This window comes from Agromyces flavus, from assembly GCF_900104685.1.
In the GTDB taxonomy this organism is placed as follows: Bacteria; Actinomycetota; Actinomycetes; order Actinomycetales; family Microbacteriaceae; genus Agromyces; species Agromyces flavus.
Map to the genome: position 1 here is coordinate 2,420,289 of NZ_LT629755.1, position 11,893 is coordinate 2,432,181.

Here is an 11,893-nt window from a genome sequence, read left to right on the forward strand (position 1 = left end):
GACTCCTTCGTCGGTGGGGGATGCGCCGGCGGATGCCGGCGCCATGCGATCGCTCAGTCGCCGTGCGACAGCGCGACCGCGAGGTCGATGAACAGGGCGGCGGACCATCCGAACGCCGTCGTGGCGCCCGCGGCGCGCTCGCCGGTGTTCGGGTCGAAGTACTCGTGGGGACCGCCGGCGTGCCTGACGAGCTCGACGGTGCGTTCGGCGAGCGTGCGTGCGCGGTCCGCGTGGCCCGATCGCTCGAGGCCGTCCGCGACCAGCGCATTGGTGTTCACCCACACGGGGCCGCGCCACATCCGCTGGGGTGCGTGATCGGGGTCGCCGACGGCCACCGTCGGGATGGGCCAGGGCGTCGCGAACCGGAGCGGGTCGTCGAGCGCGGCGACGAGGCGGTCGACGATCGCCTCGGGCAGTCCGCCGGTCATCAGCGGCATGAGGCCGACGATGGTGTCGCTGTCGACGGGCCGGCCTGCGGCGAGCGACCGGAATCGGCCTCTCGGCTCGTCCCACAGGGTGAGCAGGCGCTCGAGCGTGCGGGTCGCGCGCTCACGATGAGCGGATGCCGCGTCCGCGCGTCCCGCGGCCGGCTCGGGCTCGGCGCTCCATTGCTCGACGAGCTCGGCGAGCTCGAGGTCCTGGCGCACAAGGTAGGCAGCGAGGTCGGGCGTCGTCGTCGGCAGCGGACCGTCGAACACGGGGCTGTCGTCGAGGCCCGACGAATAGGGGTGTCCGTACTCGGGCAGGCCGTCGCTGTCGAGGTCGGAGTGGGCGAACCACCAGTCCTGCGAGCGGCGGATGGTGCCGATCATGCGGCGTGCCCAGTCGTCGTCGACGCCGCTCACGTCCTCGGCGCTGTCGGCCTCGAGCACTTTCCGGAGCGCCCACGCGGCGAGCGGCGGCTTGGTGAGCGGCACCGGGGCCGCCGGATCCGCGACGGCGGAGCCGGCGCGACGCAGCGTCTCGCGGTCGGCGGCGGGCAGGTCGTCGCTGCTCGCGAGGATCCCCTCCTCGTGCATCACGTCGGGTAGCTGCCCGTCCGCGGTCGGGAAGCGCAGGGCGACGTCGAGTTGCTCGCGCGCGAGCTCGGGGTGGCCATGGCGCAGGCCGACGGCGATGAAGTAGGCGTCCCACTGCCAGAGGCCGACGTAGCCGATCTTCGACGGGACGACGGCGCGCGCGTCGCCGAGGTGCGGCAGCTCGACGGTGTTGGCCCCCAGCACCCACCAGCAGAACGCGGCCATGTCCTGCAGGTCGGGTCGCACGACCGGGCAGCTCGCGAACCAGTCGAGCCACACCCGCCGAGTCGCCTCGAGGTGCTCGCCGTGGTCCTCCGACGGTGCGACCTCGAGATTGCGCGACCGGTCGAGCCGGAAGACGACGGATGCCGCGTGCGGCTCGCCGATCCGGATCTCCTCCGCCTCGTCGCCGGACCTCCGCGTCCATCGCACGAGAGCGTCGCCGCCCCGCCGCAGGCCGACGGACCACGCCGACGCGCCGGCGAACGTGAGCGTGACGCCGTCGCCGAACTCGATCACGTGCGGCAGCACCCGCGTGATCGGCATCGGCACGCCGCCGGCGTCGCACACCTCGAGCGCCTCCAGTGCGACGCACTCGGACAGCGATCGCTCGTACTCCGACGTGTGCACGCGCAGCCGATCGCCGTCGCGCAGCATGAGGATGCGCGAACGCGGCAGCGTGAAGGGCGCCCGCACGAGGTCGAGGTGCGCGCCCGCGCGTGCGGCGGCGGATGCGGCATCCGCTCGCCCCACGACGCGCCGCGTCGACACCGGCATGACGCTCATCGGCCGCCCAGCCCCGACGCGGCCATGCTGTTCAGGATGCGACGCTGCCCGATCACGAACGCCACGAGCATGGGGATCGTGGCGAGCGCCGACGCCGCCATGACGAGCCCGTAGTCGACCGAGCCGAACTGGCCGCGGAAGCTGGCGAGGAGCAGCGGGACCGTGAACAGGTCGGGCGAGTTCAGCAGTACGAGCGGGAACAGGAAGCTGTTCCACACGTCGAGCGCGACGATGATGCTGAGCGCGCCGAGACCGGGCTTGAGGTTCGGCAGGATGATGCTCCAGAAGATGCGCCAGCGGCCGGCCCCGTCGACGAGCGCCGCCTCCTCGAGCTCCTTGGGGAGGCTGAGCACGAACTGGCGCATCAGGAACACCGCGAACGGGTTCACGAGCATCGCCGGCACGATCAGCGAGAGGTGGGAGTCGACCCATCCGAACTTCGCCATCAGCAGGTAGAACGGGATGAGTGTGACCTGCTTCGGGATCATCTGCGTCGCCAGGAACACGATGAAGAGCACGCGGCTGCCGCGGAACCGGATCCTGGCGAACGCGTACCCCGCCATCGACGCGGTGAGCAGGGAGCCGACGACCGCCAGGACGCAGATGTAGATGCTGTTGAGGTACGCCTGTCCGAACGGCACGGCGTTCCACGCGTCGACGTACTTGTCGAGCGTCCACGGGTCGGGCCAGAAGCTCAGCGGGTCCTGCAACAGCTGCGGGAGCGTCTTGAACGAGGTCAGCAGCATCCAGACGAACGGGAAGACCATCGCGAGGCCCGCGACGATGAGCGCTGCGTGGATGAATACGCTGCCGAGGGTGCGGCGGCTGCGGGGCCGTCCGGGGCGAGGTGCGGCCCGGCCGCGGTCGCGGCGCTCGAGGTCGGGATCGCCGACGAGCGGCTGGGTCAGGTCTGCGGCGGTCATGCGGCGTCGTCCTCGTAGTGCACGAACTTCTTCTGTGCGCCGAACTGGATCGCGGTGATGACGAGGGTCAGCAGCAGCAGGATCACGGAGGCGGCGCTGGAGGGTCCGAACTCGAACCGCCCGAAGCCCAGGTCGTAGATGTGGTAGACGATCGTGCGGGTCGCGTTGTCGGGGCCGGCGTTCGCGGTGAGCACGAACACCGTGTCGAACGTCTGCAGTGACGAGATGAACGCGACGATCGACGAGAAGAACACGATCGGCGAGAGCAGGGGCAGGCGGATGTTGCGGAAGAGCCGCCACGCGCCGGCGCCGTCGATGCGCGCGGCCTCGATCACCGACGGCGAGATGTTCTGCAGTCCGGCGAGGAAGATGATCACGTTCAGGCCGAGCGACGACCAGATCGACACGATGCAGACCGCGAGGAGCGCGAGGCTCGGGTCGTTGAGCCAGTCGGGCGGGGCGACGCCGAACACGTTCGCGATCGTGGTGCTGAGCACGCCGTCGGCGCGGAAGAGCTGCTGCCAGATCATGGCCACGGCGACGGTGCTCGTGACGACCGGGGCGAAGAAGAGGATGAGGTAGAGGGTGCGCGTGCGCAGCCGCTCGAGTGCCACGGCGATCACGACCGCGAGGCCGAGGCCGACGGGCACCGTTATGACCGCGATGAGCAGGGTGTTCACGATCGACCGCAGGAGCAGCTCGTCCTGCAGCTGGGCCGTGAAGTTCTCGAAGCCGACCCATTCGAGCTCGGTGAGGCCGTTCCACGACGCGAACGCGAGCACGAGGCTCGCCACGAACGGCAGCAGCACGAACAGCGCCATGCCGACGAGCTGCGGCGCGACGAAGACGTAGCCCCAGCGGCGGTCGCGGCGGCGCCAGGCGGCCTCGCGGCGCGGGCCCGTCGCGCCCGGGCGCGGCTCGCGCACCCGGCTCGTTGCGCGAGGTGCGGGCGGTGTTGCGGTCGCGGGCGGCGCGACCGGGGTCCCGGTCGCGCCGCCCGTCGTGATCGCCATGGGTCGACTCACTCCCCCGACTTCTCGGCGACGAGGTCGGCGACGGCGTCGAGCGTCGCCTGCGCGTCGGCCTTGCCCTCGTAGAGCGCGAGGAACAGCTCGCTGATGTCGCCCGACAAGCCGGGCACGCGTGCCTCGGTCGGGTGGTTCGCGAAGCCGATGTCGCGCATGTCGAGGAAGCTCTGCGCGTGGGCCGGGTAGCCGTCCTCGAGCACGACGTCGTCGGCACCGGCGATGGAGGGCACCGCGTTGCCGCCGCCCTGGAGACGGAAGGTCTGGCCCTCGGCCGAGAGGAATTCGGTCCAGAAGGTGAACGCGGCATCCTTCGCGTCGGTGCGGCCGTTGATCGCCAGGTACGACGCGGCCACGCCAGTGGGCGCCTCGGCGCCGTCGGGCGTGGGCCAGCGGACGATGTCGTAGTCGTCCTCGACGCCCGCGCTCGTCACGGTGCCGATCGTGTAGCGGCCCTGCACGAAGAACCCGGCGCCGTGGGTGACGAAGACGCTGTCTGCGCCAGCGCCCTCGGGCATCGTGTCGGCGACGACGAAGGTGCCGTCCTGGAACTCGTCACCGAGCGTGGTGACGGCGTCGACCGTGGCGGGGTCGGTGTTGCCGACGAACGCGCCGGAGTCGTCATAGGCGGTGCCGCCCTGCGCCGAGATCCAGCTGTAGTGCGTCGCCCAGTAGTTCCAGAACATCGAGCCGATGAGCCCGGCGTCGGCGAGCTTGTGGTTCATCTCGAGGTACTTCTCCGTGGTCCATTCGCCCTGCTCGGCGAGCGTGGCCGGGTCCTCGGTGATGCCGGCGGCAGCGAGCGCGCTCTTGTCGTACCAGAGCACGTCGGGGTTGGAGTCGTTGGGGGCGGCGTAGTACTCGCCGTCGCGCTCGGCGACCCCGAACAGGCCGGGGAAGAAGTCGTCGGGCTGCGTCTGGCTCTCGTCCGACTCCATCAGGTCGCGCAGCGGCAGGAGCACGTCGGCATCCACGAACTGGCCGAGCATGTCGTCGCCGATGTAGAAGACGTCGGGCGCGGTGCCGCTCGTGAGCTGCGCGAGGAGCTTGGAGTGGTAGTCGCCATAGCTGGCGACCGGCTGCAGCTCGACCTTGATGTCGGGATGGCGCTCCATGAAGTCCTCGTTGAACTCCTCGAAGCGCGTGAGCTCCTCGGGGGTCCCCCACGTGGACCAGACCACGGTGTTCTCATCGGATGCGCCGCCGCCTCCGCTGCACGCCGCCAGGCCGATCGTCATCACGCTGATCGCGCCGGCCGCGAGCAGACGCCTCGTCATTGAGTTCGCACGGCGCATCGCGCCCCACCTCTTCCGTCGTTGGTCGTTCGCCGGCACATCCGGCACTCAGTATTTTGTATACAGAACGCAGGAAGGTCAAGCCCGGGTGCAGGAGCTGGTCGAGCGCGTGCCTCAGAACGCGGTCGCACCTTGAGTCGCTCGGCAGGCAGCTGGACGCTCAGCGCGCCGTGTTCGCCTCGACGTACTCGGCTATGCGCTGCGTCCAGAGCTCGAGCCACCCGGGCCACTGGTCCTCGTTGACCGCCAGTTCGTCCGACCCGAGGAACGCCAGGTCGTCGGGGTGAGTGGCCTCGAGCCACGTCCAGACCGCGCCGAGATGTTCCCCGAAGCCGTTGGTGTCGTACGGGATCTCCCGGTGCGCCGAGAGGACCTTCCCGTCGGCGACGCGAACCGTCAGCGCGTTGTCGGTGAACGGGCCCGATCCGACCTCACGAGACCAATTCGCGTTCATATCGAACGGGCAACTGAACTCCGTCGCCCAGGATGTGGGGGGCACGACGACGCACGGCTCCATCAGCACCTCGACGCCCCAGGCGGCGTCGCGTTCCCAGTGCCGAATCCAGCCGTCCCACAGCTCCCGATCTGGCGCAATGTACTGGGTGGCGGTTCCAACGTCGTGGGCGGCGAACGCCGCTGCCACTGCTTCCGCCGCAGCCAGATCCGCTGGCGACGCCGACTCAGCCGGCTCGGGACTCGGGCTGGTGAGGTCGGGGACCGGATCGGAGGCCACGGGCGTGCATCCCGCAGCTGCCGCCATCACCACCGTGGCCGCTACCAGACCGATCGGCCACCGCACGCCCCTCCCTCGGGCGGGAACGGATGCGCGAAGCTGGCGTCCTCGTTCTCCCGCGTGAGTCCTGCTGCCGTTCATGACATCCTCCCGCTATCGACCTCGCATGCTCCGGGGCGACCGCGGATTCGCCGAGCGGCCCGGCAATGACGGCGTACGCTCTCGAGAGATTGCCGTCACGAGCGTAGAGATATACTGTTATATATCACTAATACAGTTGCGACGCACGACTTGGAGGACGACCTGTCAACCTTCGAGCTCGACCCGCGTTCCGGCCTGAGCCTCGCGACGCAGATCGCCACTCGCATCGCGCTGCAGATCGCGGACGGCGAGTACACGCCGGGTGATCTCCTTCCCTCCGTCCGGTCTCTCGCGGGTGAGTTGGGCGTCAACGTCAACACGGTCCGCGCCGCCTATGCCCGGCTCGAGGCAGACGGGTTGCTGCAGACCAGACACGGCGTCGGGTCCGTCGTGCTGGCCACATCCACCGGCGGCCCGGCGAGCGGCGCCCTCACCTTCGGTGTCAACACGATCGCCGTGCTCATCGCCGGTCTCAATGCCTTCTACCTCCCGCTGCTCAAGGGAATTCAGGATGTCGCAAGTGACCGGGGGGCGTTGGTGCTCATTGCAGACGCCCGCGATTCACCGCGTCTTGCCGACACCATGACCCGGCGTCTGATTGCGCGCGGCGTCGACGGCATCATCGCCGTCTCGGTCGGCCGGATGCCCGACCAACTCGACGAGGACCTCAGTCGGCTGCCGATCGTGCACGTCGACCAGCCCGACCGCAAGGGATACAGCCTGCTCTTCGACGGGGAGGGCGCGGGATATTCCGCCACGCGTCACCTGGCCGAACACGGACACGACCGGATCGGCCTCCTCACTGCTCCGTTGAACTGGCCGACCGTCGGCGAGGTCCACGCCGGATACCGACGAGCCATCGAAGAGGCCGGCGCCGACCGGTCCCCGGCACTCGTGTCCGAAGTACCCGAGTTCACCATCGAGGCGGGCCGGGTCGGTCTCGCGCGCTTGCTCGAGCTCCCCGATCCACCGTCCGCGGTCTTCGCGTCCGGCTCACCCCTTGCACTCGGAGCCGTGTCCGAAGCAAGGTCGCGTGGACTGCGGGTCCCGGACGATCTCGCGGTCGTCGGGTACAACGACACGCCGATGGCTGAACTCGTCGACCCACCGCTCACCGTGGTCGAAGTCCCGGCGTACGAGATCGGCCATCGCGCAATGCGCCTCCTGTCCGACCTGATCGACGGCAAGAAGCCGACCCGGCGGCGCACGACGCTTCGTTCCGAGCTCATCCTGCGCGACAGCTGCGGAACACACGATCCGATGTGACGGCCGTCCGCCGCACTGAGCACCCGGCGCCGCCGCCGGAATGCCGCACGGCGCTCAGCGTTGGAGCTTTGTATGAAGCGCATCGGTTTCCTTTCGTTCGGTCACTGGTCGAACTCGCCCGGCTCGCAGACCCGATCGGCGTCCGACGTGCTGCTGCAGTCGATCGACCTGGCGGTCGCGGCCGAGGAGGTCGGCGCAGACGGCGCCTACTTCCGCGTGCACCACTACGCGAACCAGCTCGCGAGCCCGTTCCCCCTGCTCGCGGCGGCGGGCGCCAAGACGAGTCGCATCGAGCTCGGCACGGGCGTGATCGACATGCGCTACGAGAACCCGATGTACATGGCCGAGGATGCCGCCGCCGCCGACCTCATCGCCGGCGGCCGCCTGCAGCTCGGCGTCTCGCGCGGATCACCCGAGTCGGTGATCGACGGCTCCCGCTACTTCGGCTACGAGGCGCCAGAGGGTTCGACGATGGCGGATGTCGCCCGCAACAACACCACGGTGTTCCTGAAGGTCATCGATGGAGCGCGGTTCGCCGAGCCGAACCCGCGTCCGATGTTCCCGAACCCCCACCTGGGGCCGCTCGGCATCCAGCCGCAGTCCCCGGGCCTGCGCGACCGCATCTGGTGGGGCGCCGGCTCCGACGCGACGGCCGTGTGGGCGGCCGAGCAGGGCATGAACCTCATGAGTTCGACGCTCAAGGAGGATGAGTCGGGCGAGCCCTTCCACGTGCAGCAGCGCAAGCAGATCGAGGCGTTCCGCGCAGCCTGGGCCGAGGCCGGGCACGAGCGCGAGCCGCGCGTCTCGGTGAGCCGGTCGATCTTCGCCATCGTGAACGACATGGACCGGCGGTACTTCATCGGCGGCGGCGACCGCTCCGACCAGTTCGGCGTGATCGACGACTTCCGCGCCGTCTTCGGCCGCAGCTACGCCGCCGAACCCGACGTGCTCATCGAACAGTTGCGTGAAGACGAGGCCATCGCCGCCGCCGACACCCTGCTGCTCACCGTGCCCAACCAGTTGGGTGTCGACTACAACGCTCACGTCCTCGAGTCGATCCTGACCCACGTCGCGCCGGCGCTGGGGTGGCGGTAGGCGGCGCTCGACCCACTGAGAGACCGAGCTCTCCGTCGACCGGGGTCGGCTCCCTTCCTGTGAGCGGACCGACCCCGGAGCTCGGCGACGACGTCAGCGCGTCGCGCTGCGCTCAGCCGCTGTGGCGATGACGTCGGCGACCGCCTCGGCCTGGCTGATGAACAGCGCGTGGCTGCCCGGGACGTTGGTGATGTCGGCGCCGATGCGCGTGGCCATGTGCTGCAGCATGGCCTGGTCGAACGCCTTGTCCTCGGTCGCGATGACGGCCCAGCTCGGCCTCTCCCGCCACGCGGCCACGGTCACCGGAGTGCCGAACACGCTCATGTCGATGGGGACTTGGCTCTCAGCGAGGAAGGCCGCGTCGGCGTCGCTGAGGTCGGCGCCGAATCCGGCCTGGAAGGCGTCGCGATTGAGGTAGCCGTACCCGTCGTCGCCGACGTCGATGACGAACTCGGGCGTGGGTGCGAAACCCTCGTACTGCTGGGCGGTCGTCTCGCCGGCGTCGGGCGCCAGGGCGGAGACGTACACCAGTCCGGCGACGTTGGGGTGGACGCCCGCCTCGGTGATGACCGTGCCGCCCCACGAGTGGGCGACGAGGATCGTCGGCCCATCCTGGAGGTCGAGCACCCGCTTGGTGGCCGCTACGTCGGCCTCGAGCGAGGTGAGCGGATTCTGCACGATCGAGACCCGGTAACCACGCGCGGTCAGCAGGTCGTGGACGCGGCGCCATCCGGATCCATCGGCGAACGCCCCGTGCACGAGGACGACGTTGGTGATGTCGTGTGCGGTGTTCATGTCTCTTCCTTCCGTAGCGGCCGTTCGGCCGGTGGATTGCGGTCATGTGATGTAACACCGGCGATGTGCAATATATTGCATGTCGGTTGCCACGGCATCGAAGCGCGGCGAGTCGACTAGCATCCGTGGGCTCGAGTGTGGGCAATATATTGCATGCCCATCCCCCGCAGCCTCCCCGGTGTTGACCGGTCCCTGCTCCGCGACGATGTCTACCGCCGACTGCGGGACTCGATCGTCGACGGCACGTTCTTGCCCGGGGAGCAGCTGAAGGATGCGGACCTGGCGGAGTGGCTCGGCGTCAGCCGGACCCCGGTTCGCGAAGCACTCCTTCGTCTCGGCGCGAGCGGGCTCGTGGTCGCCGTGCCCGGACGTTCGACGACGGTCAGCACCATCGACCCGAAGGCCGTCAAGGACGCTCGCGACGTGGTCGCCGCCATGCACGTCCTGGTTGCTCGAGAGATGGCGGGCAACCTGTCCGGGGCCGAGGTGGCGCGGATGCGTGAAGCGAACGACCGCTTCGCACGGGCCGTGAGCGCTGGCGAGACCGCCGCCGCGCTCGACGCCGACGAGGAGCTGCACGCGATTCCGGTGTCCATCCTCGGGAACCGCGCCATCGAGTCGGTACTCGACCAGTTCGGCCCTGTCGTGCGTCGAGCAGAACGCGAACGCTTCGCAACGGACGGGCAGGCGGCGGTCGAACGGCATGAACGGCTGATCCATCTCCTGGAGAGCGCCGACGCCGAGCGGGCATCGGAGCTCACCTTCGAGATCTGGCACAGCCTGCCGGCAGAGGGCACCACTGGCTCGGGCTGACGACCCGGCCGAATAGGGCCAGGTCGACCGCGACCTGACCGACGCTGACTACCGGCAGCAGGCCACTTGCCGCGGGAGATCACAGGTGGACGACCTCGACGCCGCCCCAGGCAGCCGCGAGGTACTCGGCAGCCAGTCGGCGGTGGCAGTGGTCCGGTGTCGGCTCGGAGCAGAGCAGAACGGCGTTGTCGAACTCCTCGGGCCGGAGCGTTGCTTCGACGCGACGCACTCGGATGAGCTCGAGGTACGCTCCCGCATACGTCTCCCAGGGCATCCTGCCCTTCTTGTACGCAGCCAGGAGTTCGTCACTCGGCGCCAGGCGGAGCTCGTGACGGTAGGACATGTCGCACAGCTCGCTCGCGAAGAACTGCAGGTCGTCGCGCTTCGTGAAGCCGGCGAGTTGCGAGACGTTGTTCAGGCGGGTGTCGACGAGCGTCGTCGCGCCATTGCCACGAAGCAGGCCGAAGAACTGCGCCGCGGACTTCTTCGTGAACCCGATCGTGAACAGCTTCACGAGGCGACGACCCTTTCCAGGGCGGCGCACCCGATCTGCTGTTCCCGAATGCGGCGCGCAGCGCGATCGGCCTTGACGAATCGCTGAACCCGGTCGAGAGTTCCGACGCAGGGCGGGATGAAGCGTACGCCCAGAGTGGCGCGTGCGAACCCGGCCGCCCCGTGCAAGTGGACGACGTCGGCCTCGGAGATCGTCATGCGTCCAAGCTTGGCGCGTGCCCGCGGCGACGGCACGGTCTGAACGCGCTTTCGCAACCCGTCACGGCTCACTCACGCTCGACCGGCAACCACAGCTCCGTCGTGCCGTACTGAAGGCCTCGGTCCGCTCCAGCACCGCGACCATCGACGGTCCCGGCCGCGGTCGCCACGGATTCGACGGGAACCAGTCCGCGGCCGTCGCCGCCCACGTCGCCTGCAGCTCGTCCGGGTACGCCCCCGACGACCGGAACACCGCCCACGCGCCATCCGGCACCTCGATCACGTCGAGATCCTCCGGCACCGAGGCATCCGACGCGACTGCGACCCCGTGCAGGTACGTCAGCTCACTCCCCTGGGCGTAGTCGGGGTCGACGTCGGCGCTCACCTGCAGCAGTCCGGCTGGTTCGGTGTCGCCCAACGCCTTCAGGCGCTGGTGCTCCTCGGGCGGCAACGAGGCGAGGTGCGCCTGGATGTGCGGGTTCGGCCCCTGGTGAATGAGCGGCACACGCCAGGCGTGGCCGACGAGAAGGAAGGCGGGTCGATCGGTGATGCGAGTGTCCATCGTGGTGTTCCCTTCAACGGTCAAGCGGAACCTGAGCTGCGATTGCGTGCGAAGGGGCCCGCCGTCTCGCCGAACGTCGCTTGGCACGACACCGTGCACCGCTCGGAACGCGCGAGTGAACGCCTCGGTCGAGCCGTACCCGAATCGCACCGCGGTACCCAGCAGGTCCCGACCCGCGAGCACGTCGGCCGCGGCGACGGTCATGCGCCGGCGCCGGATGTACTCCGACAGCGGCATGCCCGCGAGCGACGAGAACATCCGTCGCAGGTGGTACTCCGTCGTGCCGAGGTCGCTCGCCAGTTCGGCGAGGTCGATCTCGTCGGCGAGGTGCTGCTCGACGAACTCGACGAGCCGGTTCAGTGCTGCGATCACGGAACCCCCTTCGACATCCAGCCTGCGCATCGGTTCCGATGCCCACCCGACAATCGCGGTCCGATCGAGTCGGATCCGGTCCGGCGATGGGGGGAACGCTGGACACCATCCTGCAGCAGCGGCTATCGGGACCCGCCGGCACGCTCGATGAGCCGCTGCACCTCGGCCACCAGCTCCTCGACCGGCAGTCCCGGCGCGACCGCCGTGATCGGCAAGACGGCGACAGCGGATGGCGCCGCGCCGGCGTCCGCGCGCCATCCGCTGATCTGCTCAGCCGACGCGACGTACACGATCCGCTACTCGCCGATGCGTGACGTCCCATCGCGGCCATCTCCTTGCCGTGAGGAGGCATGGGGG

At 69.3% G+C, this 11,893-nt stretch carries 13 protein-coding genes and 1 pseudogene; 5 read left to right on the forward strand and 9 right to left on the reverse strand.

Going from position 1 to position 11,893, the window contains the following annotated elements; translation table 11 throughout:
- Positions 1 to 53: 53 nt before the first annotated feature.
- From BLT99_RS11490 to BLT99_RS11505, 4 genes are read right to left on the reverse strand one after another with little or no spacing between them, the layout of a single operon-like run.
- The gene (locus BLT99_RS11490) at positions 54 to 1,805 is read right to left on the reverse strand and encodes an amylo-alpha-1,6-glucosidase (RefSeq protein ID WP_133988428.1); all 1,752 of its coding nucleotides are present in this window, start codon (positions 1,803 to 1,805) and stop codon (positions 54 to 56) included.
- Positions 1,802 to 2,728 carry a carbohydrate ABC transporter permease gene (locus BLT99_RS11495; protein ID WP_092672474.1) on the reverse strand — a complete coding sequence of 309 codons (927 nt, stop codon included), beginning with the start codon at positions 2,726 to 2,728 and terminating at the stop codon, positions 1,802 to 1,804. The genes BLT99_RS11490 and BLT99_RS11495 overlap by 4 nt, the downstream gene beginning before the upstream one ends.
- Positions 2,725 to 3,741 (reverse strand): carbohydrate ABC transporter permease, encoded by a 1,017-nt coding sequence (locus BLT99_RS11500; RefSeq protein ID WP_092672477.1) that lies wholly within the window; start codon positions 3,739 to 3,741, stop codon positions 2,725 to 2,727. Before BLT99_RS11500 ends, BLT99_RS11495 begins: the two co-directional genes overlap by 4 nt.
- Positions 3,742 to 3,749: 8 nt before the next feature.
- On the reverse strand, positions 3,750 to 4,934 hold the full coding sequence (locus tag BLT99_RS11505; RefSeq protein WP_229724349.1) for an ABC transporter substrate-binding protein: 1,185 nt from the start codon (positions 4,932 to 4,934) through the stop codon (positions 3,750 to 3,752).
- Here BLT99_RS11505 and BLT99_RS18065 point away from each other — a divergent pair.
- Positions 4,921 to 5,184 (forward strand): hypothetical protein, encoded by a 264-nt coding sequence (locus tag BLT99_RS18065; RefSeq protein ID WP_229724350.1) that lies wholly within the window; start codon positions 4,921 to 4,923, stop codon positions 5,182 to 5,184. The genes BLT99_RS11505 and BLT99_RS18065 overlap by 14 nt on opposite strands.
- Before the next feature lie 24 nt (positions 5,185 to 5,208).
- Here BLT99_RS18065 and BLT99_RS17655 read toward each other — a convergent pair whose 3' ends face one another.
- Positions 5,209 to 5,847: a hypothetical protein gene (locus tag BLT99_RS17655; RefSeq protein WP_133988426.1), complete on the reverse strand. Its 639-nt coding sequence runs from the start codon at positions 5,845 to 5,847 to the stop codon at positions 5,209 to 5,211.
- 225 nt (positions 5,848 to 6,072) lie between these two features.
- Between BLT99_RS17655 and BLT99_RS11515 the strand changes: the two genes are divergently transcribed.
- Together BLT99_RS11515 and BLT99_RS11520 are read left to right on the forward strand one after the other, a co-directional pair.
- Positions 6,073 to 7,188 (forward strand): substrate-binding domain-containing protein, encoded by a 1,116-nt coding sequence (locus tag BLT99_RS11515; RefSeq protein ID WP_092672483.1) that lies wholly within the window; start codon positions 6,073 to 6,075, stop codon positions 7,186 to 7,188.
- 72 nt (positions 7,189 to 7,260) lie between these two features.
- Positions 7,261 to 8,283 (forward strand): LLM class flavin-dependent oxidoreductase, encoded by a 1,023-nt coding sequence (locus BLT99_RS11520; RefSeq protein WP_092672486.1) that lies wholly within the window; start codon positions 7,261 to 7,263, stop codon positions 8,281 to 8,283.
- 93 nt (positions 8,284 to 8,376) lie between these two features.
- Here the strand turns inward: BLT99_RS11520 and BLT99_RS11525 are convergent, their stop codons facing one another.
- Entirely contained in the window at positions 8,377 to 9,078 is a 702-nt protein-coding gene (locus tag BLT99_RS11525; RefSeq protein ID WP_092672489.1) for an alpha/beta fold hydrolase, read from the reverse strand.
- A gap of 153 nt (positions 9,079 to 9,231) precedes the next feature.
- Between BLT99_RS11525 and BLT99_RS11530 the strand changes: the two genes are divergently transcribed.
- Positions 9,232 to 9,891: a GntR family transcriptional regulator gene (locus BLT99_RS11530; RefSeq protein WP_092672492.1), complete on the forward strand. Its 660-nt coding sequence runs from the start codon at positions 9,232 to 9,234 to the stop codon at positions 9,889 to 9,891.
- A gap of 79 nt (positions 9,892 to 9,970) precedes the next feature.
- On the opposite strand, the gene BLT99_RS11535 is transcribed toward BLT99_RS11530, so the two are convergent.
- The 3 genes and pseudogenes from BLT99_RS11535 to BLT99_RS11545 form a co-directional block, all read right to left on the reverse strand.
- Positions 9,971 to 10,405 carry a DUF488 domain-containing protein gene (locus BLT99_RS11535; RefSeq protein WP_092672495.1) on the reverse strand — a complete coding sequence of 145 codons (435 nt, stop codon included), beginning with the start codon at positions 10,403 to 10,405 and terminating at the stop codon, positions 9,971 to 9,973.
- Entirely contained in the window at positions 10,402 to 10,602 is a 201-nt protein-coding gene (locus BLT99_RS11540; RefSeq protein WP_092672498.1) for a hypothetical protein, read from the reverse strand. Before BLT99_RS11540 ends, BLT99_RS11535 begins: the two co-directional genes overlap by 4 nt.
- A 68-nt stretch (positions 10,603 to 10,670) precedes the next feature.
- Positions 10,671 to 11,536 (reverse strand): annotated as a pseudogene (locus BLT99_RS11545) (AraC family transcriptional regulator).
- 86 nt (positions 11,537 to 11,622) lie between these two features.
- Between BLT99_RS11545 and BLT99_RS17775 the strand changes: the two are divergent.
- The gene (locus BLT99_RS17775) at positions 11,623 to 11,850 is read left to right on the forward strand and encodes a hypothetical protein (protein WP_172802974.1); all 228 of its coding nucleotides are present in this window, start codon (positions 11,623 to 11,625) and stop codon (positions 11,848 to 11,850) included.
- Positions 11,851 to 11,893: the final 43 nt, after the last annotated feature.

Excerpts from the sequence above, each read along its gene's own strand:
- BLT99_RS11495 (WP_092672474.1), bottom strand. The coding sequence starts at position 2,728 with ATGACCGCCGCAGACCTGACCCAGCCGCTCGTCGGCGATCCCGACCTC.
- BLT99_RS11500 (WP_092672477.1), bottom strand. The coding sequence starts at position 3,741 with ATGGCGATCACGACGGGCGGCGCGACCGGGACCCCGGTCGCGCCGCCC.
- BLT99_RS11490 (WP_133988428.1), bottom strand. The coding sequence starts at position 1,805 with ATGAGCGTCATGCCGGTGTCGACGCGGCGCGTCGTGGGGCGAGCGGAT.
- BLT99_RS11525 (WP_092672489.1), bottom strand. The coding sequence starts at position 9,078 with ATGAACACCGCACACGACATCACCAACGTCGTCCTCGTGCACGGGGCG.
- BLT99_RS11520 (WP_092672486.1), top strand. The coding sequence starts at position 7,261 with ATGAAGCGCATCGGTTTCCTTTCGTTCGGTCACTGGTCGAACTCGCCC.
- BLT99_RS11530 (WP_092672492.1), top strand. The coding sequence starts at position 9,232 with ATGCCCATCCCCCGCAGCCTCCCCGGTGTTGACCGGTCCCTGCTCCGC.
- BLT99_RS17775 (WP_172802974.1), top strand. The coding sequence starts at position 11,623 with ATGGGGGGAACGCTGGACACCATCCTGCAGCAGCGGCTATCGGGACCC.
- BLT99_RS11540 (WP_092672498.1), bottom strand. The coding sequence starts at position 10,602 with ATGACGATCTCCGAGGCCGACGTCGTCCACTTGCACGGGGCGGCCGGG.